We start from the raw sequence: 14,475 nt of genomic DNA, 5'->3' as shown, positions 1-14,475 counted from the left end.
TTGCTCCGGAGGACTCTAGACCTCTTCTACGGAACTGGGCTCTGCACGAGACAGATCGATGCCCAGTTCTTCCGCAGCCGTGAAGACTGCGTCATCAGAGTCACGCATTTCAATTGTGGTTCCGTCCGTGGAAAGCACTTCCACGTTCAGGCACAGCGACTGCATTTCCTTGATCAAGACCTTGAAGGACTCAGGAACGCCCGGCTCGGGGATGTTCTCGCCCTTGACGATTGCTTCGTAGACCTTCACGCGACCGTGGATGTCATCCGACTTGATCGTGAGGAGCTCCTGGAGCGTGTAAGCGGCGCCGTAAGCTTCGAGCGCCCACACTTCCATTTCACCGAAGCGCTGGCCACCGAACTGTGCCTTACCACCCAGCGGCTGCTGCGTGATCATGGAGTACGGACCGGTGGAGCGGGCGTGGATCTTGTCGTCCACCAGGTGGTGGAGCTTCAGGATGTACATGTAGCCAACAGAGATCGGATCCGGGAACGGCTCACCGGAGCGGCCGTCAAACAGGCGGGTCTTGCCCGAGGAGTTGATCAGGCGTTCGCCGTCGCGGGTCACGTTAGTGGAGTCCAGCAGGCCGGTGATTTCCTCTTCGCGGGCACCGTCGAACACGGGCGTTGCAACAGTGGTCTGGCCACTCTCGCGCGGCAGGTTCGGCAGCTGCTTGACCCACTCGGGCTCGCCTTCGATCTTCCAACCGGTCTTGGCAACCCAGCCGAGGTGCGTTTCGAGCACCTGGCCGACGTTCATTCGGCCCGGAACACCCAGCGGGTTCAGGACAATATCAACGGGGGTGCCGTCGGCAAGGAAGGGCATGTCCTCGATCGGAAGGATCTTGGAGATGACGCCCTTGTTGCCGTGGCGGCCGGCGAGCTTGTCGCCGTCGGTGATCTTGCGCTTGGCGGCCACGTAGACGCGGACCAGCTGGTTGACGCCCGGCGGCAGTTCGTCGTCGTTGTCGCGGTCGAAGACGCGGACGCCGATGACGGTGCCGGACTCGCCGTGCGGAACCTTCAGGGAGGTGTCGCGCACTTCGCGGGACTTCTCACCGAAGATGGCGCGCAGCAGGCGCTCTTCCGGGGTCAGTTCGGTTTCACCCTTCGGGGTGACCTTTCCGACCAGGATGTCGCCGGCTTCAACCTCGGCACCGATGTGGATGATGCCGCGCTCGTCCAGGCCAGCCAGTACTTCCTCGGACACGTTGGGGATGTCACGGGTGATTTCCTCGGCACCAAGTTTGGTGTCGCGGGCATCGATCTCGTGCTCCTCGATGTGGATGGAGGAAAGGACGTCCTCGGCAACAATGCGCTGCGAGAGGATGATCGCGTCCTCGAAGTTGTGGCCTTCCCATGACATGAATGCCACGAGCAGGTTCTTGCCGAGGGCGAGCTCGCCCTGGTCAGTTGCCGGGCCGTCGGCGATGATGCCGCCAACCTCGAGGCGCTGGCCTTCGTTCACCAGGACACGGTTGTTGTAGCAGTTGCCCTGGTTGGAGCGTGCGAACTTGTTGATGCGGTAGTTGGTTTCCGTGCCGTCGTCGTTGAGCATGATGACCAGCTCAGCGGAGACCTCGGTGACCACACCGGCCTTCTTCGCGATGGTGACATCACCGGCGTCGACGGCGGCTGCGCGCTCCATGCCGGTGCCCACGAACGGAGCCTCGGAACGGACCAGCGGCACAGCCTGGCGCTGCATGTTGGCACCCATGAGTGCACGGTTAGCATCGTCATGCTCGAGGAACGGGATCAGGGCCGTAGCCACGGACACCATCTGGCGCGGGGAAACGTCCATGAACTCGACGTCGGCGGCAGGAACCAGCACGGGCTCGCCTCCACCACCACGGGCGCGGACCAGGACGGTCTCTTCGGCGAACTTCTTGTTCTCATCCAGCGGAGCGTTGGCCTGGGCGATCAGGACCTCTGCTTCGTCGTCGGCCGTCAGGTACTGGACGTTGTCGGAAACGACGCCGTCCTTGACCAGGCGGTACGGCGTCTCGATGAAGCCGAACGGGTTGATGCGGCCGTAGGAAGCCAGCGAACCGATCAGGCCAATGTTCGGGCCTTCAGGGGTTTCGATGGGGCACATACGTCCGTAGTGGGACGGGTGAACGTCTCGAACTTCCATGCCTGCACGGTCACGGGACAGACCACCCGGGCCAAGCGCGGACAGACGGCGCTTGTGGGTCAGACCCGACAGCGGGTTGTTCTGGTCCATGAACTGCGACAGCTGGGAGGTTCCGAAGAACTCCTTGATGGCTGCAACAACCGGACGGATGTTGATCAGGGTCTGCGGCGTGATGGCCTCGACGTCCTGGGTGGTCATACGCTCGCGGACGACGCGCTCCATACGGGACAGGCCGGTGCGGACCTGGTTCTCGATGAGCTCGCCGACGGCGCGGATACGACGGTTGCCGAAGTGGTCGATGTCATCGATCTCAACGCGCAGTTCGTGGTCCTGGCCGTCGCGCTTACCCGTCAGGGTCTTCTCGCCGGCGTGCAGGGCAACCAGGAACTTGATCATGGCCACGATGTCTTCAACGTGCAGGACCGAGGCTTCCTTGTCGCCAAGGGAGCGGTCGATGCCAAGCTTGCGGTTGATCTTGTAACGGCCGACTTTGGCCAGATCGTAGCGCTTGGAGTTGAAGTACAGGTTGTCCAGCAGGGACTGGGCAGCCTCGACTGTGGGCGGCTCGCCCGGTCGCAGCTTCCGGTAGATGTCCAGCAACGCGTCTTCGCGGGTCTCGGTTGCGTCCTTCTCGAGCGTGGCGCGCATGGAGTCGTACTGGCCGAACTCTTCGAGGATCTGGCCTTCGGTCCAGCCAAGGGCCTTCAGCAGCACGGTGACGGACTGCTTGCGCTTACGGTCGAGGCGTACGCCGACCTGGTCGCGCTTGTCGATCTCGAGTTCAAACCATGCACCACGGGACGGGATGATCTTGGCAGTGAAGATGTCCTTGTCACTGGTCTTGTCGGCGGTGCGCTCAAAGTAGGCGCCCGGCGAACGGACCAGCTGGGAGACGACGACACGCTCGGTGCCGTTGACGACGAAGGTACCCTTCTCCGTCATCAGGGGGAAGTCGCCCATGAACACGGTCTGCTGCTTGATTTCGCCCGTGTTGTTGTTCATGAACTCGGCCTTGACGTACAGCGGTGCCGAGTACGTTGCGTCCCGGTCCTTGCACTCGGCCATGGTGTACTTCGGGTCAGCGAACTCCGGATCGGAGAAGCTCAGGGACATGGTGCCCTGGAAGTCCTCAATCGGGGAGATCTCTTCGAAGATGTCCGACAGTCCGGACGTGGTGGCGACGCTGAGGTCGTTTTCTTCTACGGCTTTCGCTACGCGTGCCTGCCAGCGTTCGTTTCCGACCAGCCAGTCAAAGCTGTCCGTCTGCAGGGCAAGAAGATTCGGAACGTCAAGCGGTTCGTGAATCTTTGCGAATGAGAGCCGGCGAGTGGCACCATCAGTGCTGTCGGCGGTGTTAGCGGTTTCGTTATTAGAGGTGCTCGAGGCGACCAAGAGGGATCCTTCCACAGACCTTCAGGCGTTTTCAGATCTCCCCCGCTGTGCACCCTGCAGAATGACTCCGCAGTGCTACCATCCGGTTCCGCTATATGACCCGGGGCCCGGGCTGCCCATACAATGACGTTGTTGACGGCACGTTGATGGTCAGCTGCCAGGCAAAGCCCACCGCTATATGAAGGCTGAAGGTAAACAGGGAAGACGCAAATATCTACGATACGGCAAAACCGATTACGTGTCTACCCCACATCGCGCGTTATTGCAAGACCCATATTTTTCGCATTCGGACGCGGCTCAGAGCCGGAGCGTGACACCCTCAGCTGTGCATTCCTGGGCGTTGGCGAAAACCGCGTCACGGACCATGTCCTTTGACGATTGGTCCACTTCACCGCCGCTTTCAACCGCCGACGACCTGTCCAGGGAGAGGACGCCCAGGGACGTAAACAATCCCTTCTGGTTGCCGGACGCAACGTCCTTGGCGTCCTGGGCGGCGAAGTAGATCTCTTCGTAGGCGTTGGCGTCATCCTTAATGGCCTTGTAATCGGCGTAGAGCTTGTTGAACTGCTCGCAGGCGGCCCGGACACCTCCTGCCTGCGGCGCCTGGGCGTCGGAAGAGCGCGACGGCGTCGGCCGCGAAGATGCGGGGCTGGACGTCGTGGGGGTGGCCATCGCCGTGGTGGGAGCGGGGGCGGGGGCGACTACGCTGCAGGCCGATAGCCCTGCAAGGCTTGCGACCGCTGCCACGGCGAGGATTTTCTTCAAGATGATGCTCCCTGTTTTTGTTCTGCGGCGATGCTGTCATACCCGCCGTCCACCCTACTGAGGCCGCCGACGCCTTGCACGTTTCGGTGATGGGTAGTTCTCCCCTGCCGCGTGCTGAAGGAATTCGCCTGCGCCTGCCAATGTTTGGATAATTAGGTGAGGAAGCTCACGGTAGCCTTGGCCTACATCGGTTCAGATCGGAAGAGATAACAATGGGCAACTCCACAGACAACACTGACGTTGTCATCCTCTCAGCGGCGCGGACCCCCCAGGGCCGGCTGAATGGGCAACTGGCGAGCTTCACCGCCGTCGAACTCGGAGCCCACGCCATCAAGGCCGCGATCGCGGCAAGCGGCGTGGACGCCGGGCGCGTGGATGCGGTGATCATGGGCCAGGTGCTTCAGGCCGGAGCGGGCCAGAATCCTGCCAGGCAAAGCGCCATCGGGGCCGGGATCGGCTGGAATGTTCCGACGGTCACTATCAACAAAGTGTGCCTCTCCGGCCTGACCGCGGTCATAGACGCCGCCCGCCTCATCCGCAGCGGCGATGCCACTGTGGTGGTGGCCGGCGGACAGGAGTCCATGACGCGCGCGCCGCACCTGCTGCCCGGCTCACGCCAGGGCTGGACCTACGGCGCGATCCAGGCCCTGGACGTCGCGGCACACGACGGACTCACTGACGCCTTCGACGGCCAATCCATGGGTCTTTCCACCGAAACGAGGAACCTCGCCCTCGGCATTGACCGCACGTCCCAGGACAACGTGGCTGCCCAGTCCCACCAGCGTGCCGCGCTGGCAGCGAAGAACGGCGTGTTCGACGACGAAATCGCACCGATCAGTGTCAAGCAGCGCAAGGGCGACCCCCTTGTTGTCGCCGCGGACGAAGGTGTTCGGCCCAACACCTCCATCGAAACACTGGCCGGCCTCAAGGCAGCGTTCGTGACGGACGGGACTATCACCGCCGGCAACTCCTCTCCCCTGTCCGACGGCGCCTCCGCGCTGGTACTCGCGTCGCGGCAGTTCGCCGAAGACAACGGGTTGGAGTACCTGGCCGTCGTCGGTAAGCCCGGACAGGTGGCCGGGCCGGACAACTCGCTTCACTCCCAGCCCTCACATGCGCTCCAGAGCGCCCTTGGCCGGGCAGGCTGGACCACGGCGGACCTGGACTTCATCGAGATCAACGAAGCATTCGGTTCCGTGGCAGTGCAGTCCCTGAAGGACCTGGACTACCCGCTGGAGCAGTGCAATATCCATGGCGGGGCCATTGCCCTGGGCCACCCCATCGGCGCCTCGGGGGCTCGGCTGGCACTGCACGCGGCCCATGAACTCAAGCGGCGCGGAAGCGGCAAGGCTGCCGTCTCCCTGTGCGGCGGCGGAGGGCAGGGCGAAGCGCTCCTGCTGTACCGGGACTGATGGTGGCGCAAGCCGACAACGGAAGTGCCGCCGTCGGACGCCGGCGCTTCCTGGCTGACGCCGCGGCGCGTGGCCTCGACGTCGAGGTGGTGGAGCGCCTAGCCGCCCGGAGCCTTGAGGAGGCTGCGGGCATCCTGGGCATAACCCCGGCGGACATCGTGAAGTCCCTGGTGGTCAAGCACAAGGACGGCAGCTTCCTGTTCGCGTTGATCCCCGGTGACCGGCAGATCTCCTGGCCCAAGCTCCGGGCCCTGGTGGGAGTCAACAAGCTGTCGCTGCCGCCGCCCGACGTCGCCCTCGATGCCACGGGATACGAACGGGGCACCATTACTCCGCTGGGCAGCACCAAGGCGTGGCCGGTTTACGCCGACCAGACGATTGCCGGGCGCCGGATCTCCATGGGCGCCGGGCAGCATGGTTTCAGCGCCTTTGTTGACGCCGACGCCCTGACTGCTGCCCTGGGCGCAACCGTCGCGGACATCTCCGATCCCAACCCCATGTAGGTAGCAGCAGATGTCGTTATGAGCCCCCATAACGACATCAGCTGCTACCTAGTTGGTTTAACGCAGGAAGCCCCGCCCACCGGAGTGGACGGGGCTTCCTGTTGGAAAAGCGAGTGTTACTTGAGGGTAACGGTGGCGCCGGCAGCCTCGAGCTGCTCCTTGGCCTTCTCGGCAGCTTCCTTGGTTGCACCTTCGAGGACAGCCTTCGGAGCACTGTCAACCAGGTCCTTGGCTTCCTTCAGGCCCAGGGAAGTGATGGCGCGAACTTCCTTGATCACTGCGATCTTCTTGTCGCCAGCAGCCTCGAGAACGACGTCGAAGTCGGTCTTCTCTTCGGCTTCTTCAGCAGCAGCGGCCGGGCCGGCAACGGCAACAGCAGCAGCAGTAACTTCGAAGGTCTCTTCGAAGAGCTTGACGAACTCGGAGAGCTCGATGATGGTCAGTTCCTTGAAAGCTTCAATGAGCTCTTCGTTGGTGAGCTTCGCCATGGTGTGGCGTCCTTCCTATAGGTGGTGCTTGGCGGCCAGGGCCGTTGCCTTCACACCGGAGTCTGGTTTGAAAGAGAGTTAGTTCTCTTCGGTGGCTGCGGCCTCGGCCGGAGCTTCGGTCTCTGCTGCTTCTGCGGCCGGGGCTTCTTCAGCGGCGGGCGCTTCGGCTGCTGCCGGTGCACCGTTCTCTTCTTCAAGCTTGAGGCGCAGGGCGTCAATGATGCGTGCAGCAGCGGCAGCAGGAGCCTTGAGGATCCCTGCAACCTTGGCGAGCTGCAGCTCGCGGGACTCGAGTGCTGCCAGGGCAGCAACTTCGCTGGCGTTCAGTGCCTTGCCCTCGAAGTAACCGGTCTTGATAACCAGCTGCTTGTTGGTCTTGGCAAAATCCGTCAGGCTCTTGGCCGCTGCAACTGCGTCACCCTTGATGAACGCGATTGCAGTGGGGCCGGCGAGCTGGCCGTCGAATGCTTCGACACCAGCTTCCTTGGCTGCAATGGCGGTCAGGGTGTTCTTGACGACCGAGAACTTGGTGTCCTGGCCGAGAGAAACACGCAGCTGCTTGAGCTGTGCAACAGTGAGCCCACGGTATTCGGTCAGGACAGCGGCGTTCGATTCCTTGAAATCGTTAGTGATCTCAGCTACTGCTGAAACCTTTGCAGGCGTTGCCATAACCCTCCTTCCGGGGATAGTGCCGGTATTCGACGGTCCCCGCTCAAGGTGAGCTAAAACTAAAAACGCCCCGCGCAGATGCACGGGGCTTGGCTCAACACAGTTTCACACCATGGAGCTTTGCTTCGTTCACCTGCGCCGGCCGCCCTACGTTCAGGGTCCTTCGTCCAGAAAACCACTTGATCTCCAGCGCACAAACTACAGAGTTGAGCTGTGTTCAGAAGAGTGGATTTCCAACAACCGACGGTCTTTGGTAGTTCAAGCTTACGGGACGCGGCCTCCCTCTACCAAATCGTGCACATCGAAGGCTCAGCTCTTGCTGGCGCCCAACTGCGGGAGTTCCTTTTGCCAGATGCCCGTCACCCCCGCCGTAGTGAACCCCAACTGCTTGTTGACGGTCAGCAGGTATCTGTTCTCCGGGGCGTTCCAGGTATAAATGACCCTCGCGTCCGGGAACTGCTCGGTGAGGCGTTCCATGTTGGCCACCTTGATCAGCAGCCCCAGCTTATTCCCGCGGTGTTCCTGGAGCACCAGGGTGTCGTCCTGGAACACCACGTCGGCGCGGTGGGCCAGGACGCTGATTGTGGTCAGGCCCACCAAAGCGCCCGTGGCAAGGTGCTCAACAGCCGTAACCACCGTCCGGCGACCCTGGGCAATCGTGGCCTCTTCCGCCTCACGCAGGATGCCGCCGTCGAACACCATGTCCTGCTCGACAGGGGTCTGCAGCGATGGGTCGACGTCGGCGCCCGCCTGGTTCTCCAACACGGCCACCGCCTCCAGCCACTCGTCCGGGCAGCGGTCCGTCCAGTGATGCAGGCGGTACCGGCCGTTGTTGGCGGCGTCCGCCTCCGCCTGGAGGTCGGCCACGAGCTTGGTGTCCAGGGGCAGGGCGCAGGAACTGAACTGCTCAATGTGCTGCAGCGTATACCCCGTCTTGCGGGCAAACTCGACTTCGCGGCTCTCCAGTGGAACAAAGCCCTGGCCCGATCCCGGGACCAGCTGGGCTTTCTCGAACTCGTGCAGTGAAGCACCCGGGTGGTTGGTATCCACCAGGATCATGGTCCGGCCCTCAGCCCGCGCCAGGTGTTCGGCGGCGAGCAATAGTTTCCGGCCAACGCCCTGGCGCTGGAATTCGGGCAGGATGTCCAGCGTGAACTCGGCCAGGTCCAGGTTATCGGCCAGTGGAAGGGCGATATCAACGGTACCTACGATCTCACCGTCGACCTTTGCCACCAGGATGATCTGGCGTTCGTAGGGGTCCTCAAGCTCCAGGAGTTTCTCCAGCGGCGCATACGCCAGATCATCAGTGCCCCAGGTCTGCATCCGGACCTTGCGGCCCACCTCAACGGCGGCCAGGAAGTCCGCCGCGTCCGGTGCGTCCAGCGAATCCGGGATCCACAGCTGCTCGATCTTCACGTCGTTTGCCATAAGGGGCATCATCCCAGCCGTTTCTGCCACTCACCTTCATAGCCAGCAGGCTTGAATCCAAGCGAAATATTTATCGCCAGCATATGCTGGTTTTCGCTGGCATTCCACGTAAGGACCGACCGCGCGGCGGGCCAGCGCTGCTGTGCCAGACGCAGGTTCGCGAGCTTGACCAGCATTCCCAAGCGGTGTCCCCGGTGTTCTGCAGACACCAACGTGTCCTGTTGGATGATCGTCGCAGGAACCTCCGGGCGCCAATTCAGGACGGTATAGGCCGCCAGCCTGCCGGATGTGCTGTGCATCGCGGCGGCCACCAGGGCCTGTACACCACTGCGGACCAGCGTTTCTTCCTCTTCCCGCACCCGGGCCGCGTCCCAGTCCTCGGGGCCCCAGTCCAACCCGGCCGTGGGCACATCGGTGCTCATTCGGGCCTTCAGGGCGGAGTATTCGACGACGAACTCCTCGGGACAGGCCTCCGTCCAGGTGAGAACCTTATAGTCCAGTGCGTGGGCGGATGCCTCGGTCTCCAGCATTTCCAGGCGCTCTGCAGGAACGGGTAGGGCTAGCCGGCTGGACCGCTCCACTTGCTCCAACTCATATCCGGCATCGGCGGCAAAGGCAGTTGAAGCCTCTTCCCGCGGGAGCCCGCCTGCGCCTGATTTTGCCGGCAGCAAGGTTCCTGGGCGTTCTGCCTGCTCCAGCGGGATCTCGCAGTAGGCGTCCAGCGATGTCCTGCCCCGCGTCGCCGCAACGGACTCGGCGTACTCCAGCAGGCGCCTCCCCCACCCGCAGCGCCGGTAGGCCGGGGCCACCAGGACATCGATCCCGGCACTGGCCGTGTTCTCCCGCAGGGGCAGCGTGACCGAGCACAGGCCCACCAGCTCTCCGCCGAGCCGTGCGGCAAAGAGGTGCCGCTCCTCATACTCGTTGCCGCGCCAGAACTCCATTGCCTCGGCTGGAGTAAGGCAGCGGTCAAGGTTGCCCCATTTCTCCTGCTCGTGGGCTTCACGGAGGGCCTGACAGGCACGGAAGTCCGCGGCACCGTCCGGACTTCCCTCTGCAGCCGGGGTGCCGCCGTCGGGCGTTGGCGGGATCTGAACAGCGGTGATGGCCAGGGCGGTCATGCCCCCAGCCTAGCCATCCGCAGGATTTAGTCGAGGGTGCGGGCTTAAGCAAAGAGACCGCCCGGCGCGATGCCGGGCGGTCTCTTTGTGTGCCGGACAGGTCCGGCAGCAGGCGCTGTTGAGGATTAGACCTCGGTCAGGACCTTGGTGACGTTGGGGTCAACGGAGATGCCCGGACCGAACGTGGTGGCCACAGTGGCCTTCTGGATGTAGCGGCCCTTGGAAGCGGACGGCTTCAGGCGAAGCACCTCTTCCAGTGCTGCGGCGTAGTTTTCGGCCAGCTTGATGGCGTCGAACGAAACCTTGCCGATGATGAAGTGCAGGTTCGAGTGCTTGTCGACGCGGAAGTCGATCTTGCCGCCCTTGATGTCGTTGACAGCCTTTGCGACATCCGGGGTGACTGTGCCGGTCTTCGGGTTCGGCATCAGGTTACGGGGACCCAGCACCTTACCAAGACGGCCAACCTTGCCCATAAGGTCAGGGGTGGCTACGGCTGCATCGAAGTCGGTCCAGCCAGCGGCGATCTTTTCGATCAGGTCATCGGAACCAACGAAGTCGGCGCCGGCTGCGATTGCTGCCTCAGCCTTGTCGCCCGTTGCGAAAACCAGGACGCGGGAGACCTTACCGGTGCCGTGGGGCAGGTTGACGGTGCCGCGGACCATCTGGTCAGCCTTGCGGGGGTCAACGCCGAGGCGGAAAGCGACCTCAACGGTGGCGTCGAACTTGGACGGGTTGGTGTCCTTGGCGAGCGTTACTGCCTCGAACGGCGCGTAGAACTTCTCCGCGTCGATCTTGGCGGCTGCTGCCTCATATGCTTTGCTGCGCTTTGCCATGCTGCTTATTTCTCCTTGTGCAGTTGTGGTCTGCGGACCGCGCTGGGCCCTGCCACAGTTGGTGATCCGGCTGGTGTACGCGGATTCCAACATTACGGTTTGTGCCGGTTCTCCGGCAGTGGTGCCGGTTTCCCGGCGGTGCCGCCCGCCGTCGTGATCGGTTTCCCGAACCCAACGCCCTGGCAGCGGAAGGGGATTAACCCTCGACGGTGATACCCATGGAGCGGGCGGTGCCGGCGATGATCTTCGCTGCGCCTTCGAGGCTCGTGGCGTTGAGGTCTTCCATCTTCGTGGTGGCGATCTCGTTGACCTGGGCCTGCGTCAGCTTCGCAACCTTGACGGTGTGCGGGGTGGGTGAACCCTTGGCAACGCCTGCAGCCTTCTTGATGAGCTCTGCAGCCGGCGGGGTCTTGGTGATGAACGTGAATGAACGGTCTTCGTAAACCGTGATTTCAACGGGGATGACGTTTCCGCGCTGGGCTTCTGTGGCAGCGTTGTACGCCTTGCAGAATTCCATGATGTTGACACCGTGCTGGCCAAGCGCAGGACCGATCGGCGGAGCCGGGTTAGCGGCACCTGCCTGGATCTGCAGCTTGATGAGGCCGGTGACCTTCTTCTTGGGAGCCAATGTAGGGTCCTTCTCTCAATAATGTCCTGGGACACAGGAGCGTGCCTCAGGTTTTTGGCCGCCATGGCGAGGCGGCCGGCCGTTCCGGACCTGCTAAGCGGGCAGCGCCGGAACGAATTCTGTAGTGGTGCTAGATCTTGGTGACCTGGTTGAACGCCAGGGTGACCGGGGTTTCGCGCTCGAAGATGGAGACGAGCACCACGAGGGTCTGGGATTCCACCTTGATTTCGGAGATCGTAGCCGGAAGGGTCTCGAACGGACCTTCCTTGACGATGACGGATTCGCCAACCTCGAAGTCAACGTCAACCGGGGCGGCAGCGTGCTTGACGGGCTTGCCCTTCTCGGCCTGCTCTTCTTCGAAGACCGGGGCGAGCATGGAGAAGACCTCATCGAGGCGCAGCGGCACGGGGTTGTGGGCGTTGCCCACAAAGCCGGTAACGCCGGGAGTGTGGCGGACGGCGCCCCAGGAGGCGTCCGTCAGGTCCATGCGAACCAGGACGTAGCCGGGGATGCGGACGCGGTTGATGACCTTGCGCTGGGCGTTCTTGATCTCAACGACTTCTTCCATCGGCACCTGGATTTCGAAGATGTAATCTTCCATGTCCAGGGTCTGGATGCGGGTCTCAAGGTTGGCCTTCACGCGGTTTTCGTAACCGGCGTAGGAGTGGATGACGTACCAGTCACCCTCCTGGCGGCGCAGTTTGGCCTTGAATTCCTCGGCGGGATCAACCTCGGCCTTGGCGGCCGCAGCGGCGAGGGCGTCTGCCTCCTCCGATTCGTCGTCGGAGTCGTCGCCGTCAACGTCTGCCTCTGAAGCGTCAGAGTGGTCGTCGGAATCATCAGCGTCGTCAGAATCGGCGAAGTCGGATTCGGACGCAGCGGACTCAACCTCGGACTCTTCACCGGCTCCTGCCGTGACGTCCGCGGACTCTTCCAGCTCAGTCTCGGTTACCTCGAGCTCCTGCTCAGACACTTGGTCTCCTGCTTCCTCATTGCCTAACATGCCTATTTAAATGGCTCAATTCCGCACACTGTCGTGGCCTCCTCCGGTTTACCCGGACCAGACCACGCAGCCTGCGGACGATTCGCCTTAGCGGTCCCCGGGAGCGATCCCGCCGAAGACCCAGCTGACAGCGGTTCCAAAACCGATGTCCAGCAGGCTGACGATGACCATCATGATGGCCACGAACACCAGCACCACCAGTGTGTAATTGATCAGTTCCTTGCGGGTTGGTGCAACAACCTTCTTCAATTCACCGATGACCTGGCGAACGAAAAGTGCAATGCGAGCGAAGAAGTTTGCCTTGGCGGCCTTCTTAGCTGGGCGGCCCTTGGAGCTGCTGGCAGCTGTTTCGGTCACCTGGTCCTCGCTCATCTTTGCAATGTTGGATTACCCGGCCCTGATCAGAACCATGGTTGCTGCGCTTGCTCCGGTTTGTCGCCGGAACAGCTTGCGCAGGGCAGACAGGACTCGAACCTGCAACCTGCGGTTTTGGAGACCGCTGCGCTACCAATTGCGCCACTACCCTATGGATCGAAAACGACCGTTTTGACGGACTTCCGCAGTTTGCACTGGGGCGCACGACATCATCTGTGTTTTCAACACCGGTGAACCAGTCTACGCAACAACTTCGCGTACGTCGAACCAGCCACATTCCGGACGCCCGTTCCGCTGGAATTGTTGATCTGACCTGCAGTCACAAAACCAATCCGGCAACCCGAACGATCCGGTGAACAGCATAGAGTAGATCACGTCGAATTCCACCATTCAGCCACCGAGCTGTAAGCGAAGAACGGACCCGCCATGTCTGCCGCCCGCGTTTCCCAGCGCATTTCCGCCATTGCCGAATCCGCAACCCTGGCCGTTGATGCCAAGGCCAAGGCGCTCAAGGCGGCCGGCCGGCCGGTTATTGGCTTCGGCGCAGGCGAACCTGATTTCCCTACGCCGGACTACATCGTCAAAGCGTCCATCGAAGCCGCTGGCCAGCCCAAGTACCACCGCTACTCCCCTGCCGGCGGCCTTCCTGAACTGAAGAAAGCCATCGCCGAGAAAACCCTCCGCGATTCTGGCTACGCGGTGGACGCGTCCCAGGTGCTGGTGACCAACGGCGGCAAGCAGGCTGTGTACAACACTTTCGCCACGCTGGTTGACCCGGGCGATGAGGTGATTGTCCCCACACCGTTCTGGACCACGTACCCGGAGGCAATCAGGCTCGCCGGCGGTGTCCCCGTTGAGGTCTTTGCGGGTCCGGAGCAGGAATACCTCGTCACCGTGGAGCAGCTTGAGGCCGCTGTCACGGACCGGACCAAGATCCTGTTGTTCGTTTCGCCGTCCAACCCCACGGGTTCGGTCTACTCCCCCGAGCAGGTCGCCGAGATCGGCAAATGGGCCGCTGCCAAGGGGCTGTGGGTGGTCACCGACGAAATCTACGAGCACCTGACCTACGACGGCGTCCCTTTCACCTCCATCGCCACCGCTGCCCCTGAACTGGGCGACAAAGTGGTCATCCTCAACGGTGTGGCAAAGACCTATGCCATGACGGGCTGGCGGGTGGGCTGGATGATCGGCCCGGCCGACGTCATCAAGGCAGCCACCAACCTGCAGTCCCACGCCACGTCCAACGTCTCCAACATCATGCAGATCGCGGCCCTAGCAGCCGTCTCCGGCCCGCTGACCGCCGTCGACGAAATGAAGGTCGCCTTTGACCGCCGCCGCAAGGCGATCGTCGCCGGACTGAACGCCATCGACGGCGTGGAATGCCCGACGCCGAAGGGCGCCTTCTACGTCTACGCGGACGTCCGCGGGCTGCTGGGGAAGGAATTTCCGACGGCGGCAGGCACCGCCACGCCGTCGACCTCCGCTGAACTGGCCGCGCTGATCCTGGACGAGGTCGAGGTGGCGGTGGTGCCGGGTGAGGCATTCGGCCCATCCGGCTACTTGCGCCTCTCCTACGCCTTGGGCGACGAGGACCTGGCCACCGGCGTTGCCCGGCTCCAGGACTTCCTCGGCAAGGCCAAGTAACGCTCCCCGACACCAGATGCGCTATCACTTGTGGTCCCTTATCAAGGCTTACAGGGACCACAAGTGATAGCGCATCTTTGG

General features: G+C 62.5%; 13 protein-coding genes and 1 tRNA gene. 3 read left to right on the top strand and 11 right to left on the bottom strand.

The features are described from left to right. Positions 1-15 precede the first annotated feature (15 nt). Both rpoB and ACLKOZ_RS11775 read right to left on the bottom strand, forming a co-directional pair. Positions 16-3,525 (bottom strand): DNA-directed RNA polymerase subunit beta, encoded by a 3,510-nt coding sequence (gene rpoB / locus ACLKOZ_RS11780; RefSeq protein WP_337346866.1) that lies wholly within the window; start codon positions 3,523-3,525, stop codon positions 16-18. A gap of 297 nt (positions 3,526-3,822) precedes the next feature. Beyond that, positions 3,823-4,290: a hypothetical protein gene (locus tag ACLKOZ_RS11775; protein WP_436475251.1), complete on the bottom strand. Its 468-nt coding sequence runs from the start codon at positions 4,288-4,290 to the stop codon at positions 3,823-3,825. A gap of 212 nt (positions 4,291-4,502) precedes the next feature. Here ACLKOZ_RS11775 and ACLKOZ_RS11770 point away from each other — a divergent pair, with 212 nt between their 5' ends. Next, positions 4,503-5,702 carry an acetyl-CoA C-acetyltransferase gene (locus tag ACLKOZ_RS11770; RefSeq protein ID WP_436475249.1) on the top strand — a complete coding sequence of 400 codons (1,200 nt, stop codon included), beginning with the start codon at positions 4,503-4,505 and terminating at the stop codon, positions 5,700-5,702. Then, complete coding sequence (locus tag ACLKOZ_RS11765) at positions 5,702-6,205, top strand: aminoacyl-tRNA deacylase (protein ID WP_436475247.1); 504 nt, start codon at positions 5,702-5,704, stop codon at positions 6,203-6,205. The genes ACLKOZ_RS11770 and ACLKOZ_RS11765 overlap by 1 nt, the downstream gene beginning before the upstream one ends. A 116-nt stretch (positions 6,206-6,321) precedes the next feature. Here ACLKOZ_RS11765 and rplL read toward each other — a convergent pair whose 3' ends face one another. From rplL to ACLKOZ_RS11720, 9 genes are all read right to left on the bottom strand, one after another. Further along, positions 6,322-6,693, bottom strand: coding sequence for a 50S ribosomal protein L7/L12 (gene rplL / locus ACLKOZ_RS11760; RefSeq protein WP_011692821.1), 372 nt, complete (start codon positions 6,691-6,693; stop codon positions 6,322-6,324). A gap of 78 nt (positions 6,694-6,771) precedes the next feature. Further along, positions 6,772-7,362, bottom strand: coding sequence for a 50S ribosomal protein L10 (gene rplJ / locus ACLKOZ_RS11755; RefSeq protein ID WP_028269591.1), 591 nt, complete (start codon positions 7,360-7,362; stop codon positions 6,772-6,774). A gap of 309 nt (positions 7,363-7,671) precedes the next feature. Then, a complete protein-coding gene (locus ACLKOZ_RS11750) occupies positions 7,672-8,790 on the bottom strand; it encodes a GNAT family N-acetyltransferase (protein WP_337346862.1) in 1,119 nt (372 codons plus the stop codon). A gap of 8 nt (positions 8,791-8,798) precedes the next feature. Next, the gene (locus tag ACLKOZ_RS11745; RefSeq protein ID WP_436475244.1) at positions 8,799-9,911 is read right to left on the bottom strand and encodes a GNAT family N-acetyltransferase; all 1,113 of its coding nucleotides are present in this window, start codon (positions 9,909-9,911) and stop codon (positions 8,799-8,801) included. Positions 9,912-10,036: 125 nt separating this feature from the next. Next, the gene (gene rplA / locus ACLKOZ_RS11740) at positions 10,037-10,744 is read right to left on the bottom strand and encodes a 50S ribosomal protein L1 (protein WP_337346860.1); all 708 of its coding nucleotides are present in this window, start codon (positions 10,742-10,744) and stop codon (positions 10,037-10,039) included. 196 nt (positions 10,745-10,940) lie between these two features. Then, on the bottom strand, positions 10,941-11,372 hold the full coding sequence (gene rplK / locus ACLKOZ_RS11735) for a 50S ribosomal protein L11 (RefSeq protein WP_024365990.1): 432 nt from the start codon (positions 11,370-11,372) through the stop codon (positions 10,941-10,943). A 130-nt stretch (positions 11,373-11,502) separates the two neighbouring features. After that, on the bottom strand, positions 11,503-12,345 hold the full coding sequence (gene nusG, locus ACLKOZ_RS11730; protein ID WP_337346859.1) for a transcription termination/antitermination protein NusG: 843 nt from the start codon (positions 12,343-12,345) through the stop codon (positions 11,503-11,505). Between the two features lie 117 nt (positions 12,346-12,462). Beyond that, complete coding sequence (gene secE / locus ACLKOZ_RS11725; RefSeq protein WP_337346858.1) at positions 12,463-12,747, bottom strand: preprotein translocase subunit SecE; 285 nt, start codon at positions 12,745-12,747, stop codon at positions 12,463-12,465. A gap of 81 nt (positions 12,748-12,828) precedes the next feature. Further along, positions 12,829-12,901, bottom strand: a tRNA-Trp gene (locus tag ACLKOZ_RS11720). 275 nt (positions 12,902-13,176) lie between these two features. Between ACLKOZ_RS11720 and ACLKOZ_RS11715 the strand changes: the two genes are divergently transcribed. Further along, positions 13,177-14,394: a pyridoxal phosphate-dependent aminotransferase gene (locus ACLKOZ_RS11715; RefSeq protein ID WP_376043224.1), complete on the top strand. Its 1,218-nt coding sequence runs from the start codon at positions 13,177-13,179 to the stop codon at positions 14,392-14,394. Positions 14,395-14,475: the final 81 nt, after the last annotated feature.

The sequence above is a fragment of the Arthrobacter sp. R4 genome, assembly GCF_051365025.1.
Taxonomy (GTDB): domain Bacteria; phylum Actinomycetota; class Actinomycetes; order Actinomycetales; family Micrococcaceae; genus Arthrobacter.
This window is presented reverse-complemented; position numbering and strand designations above follow the sequence as displayed.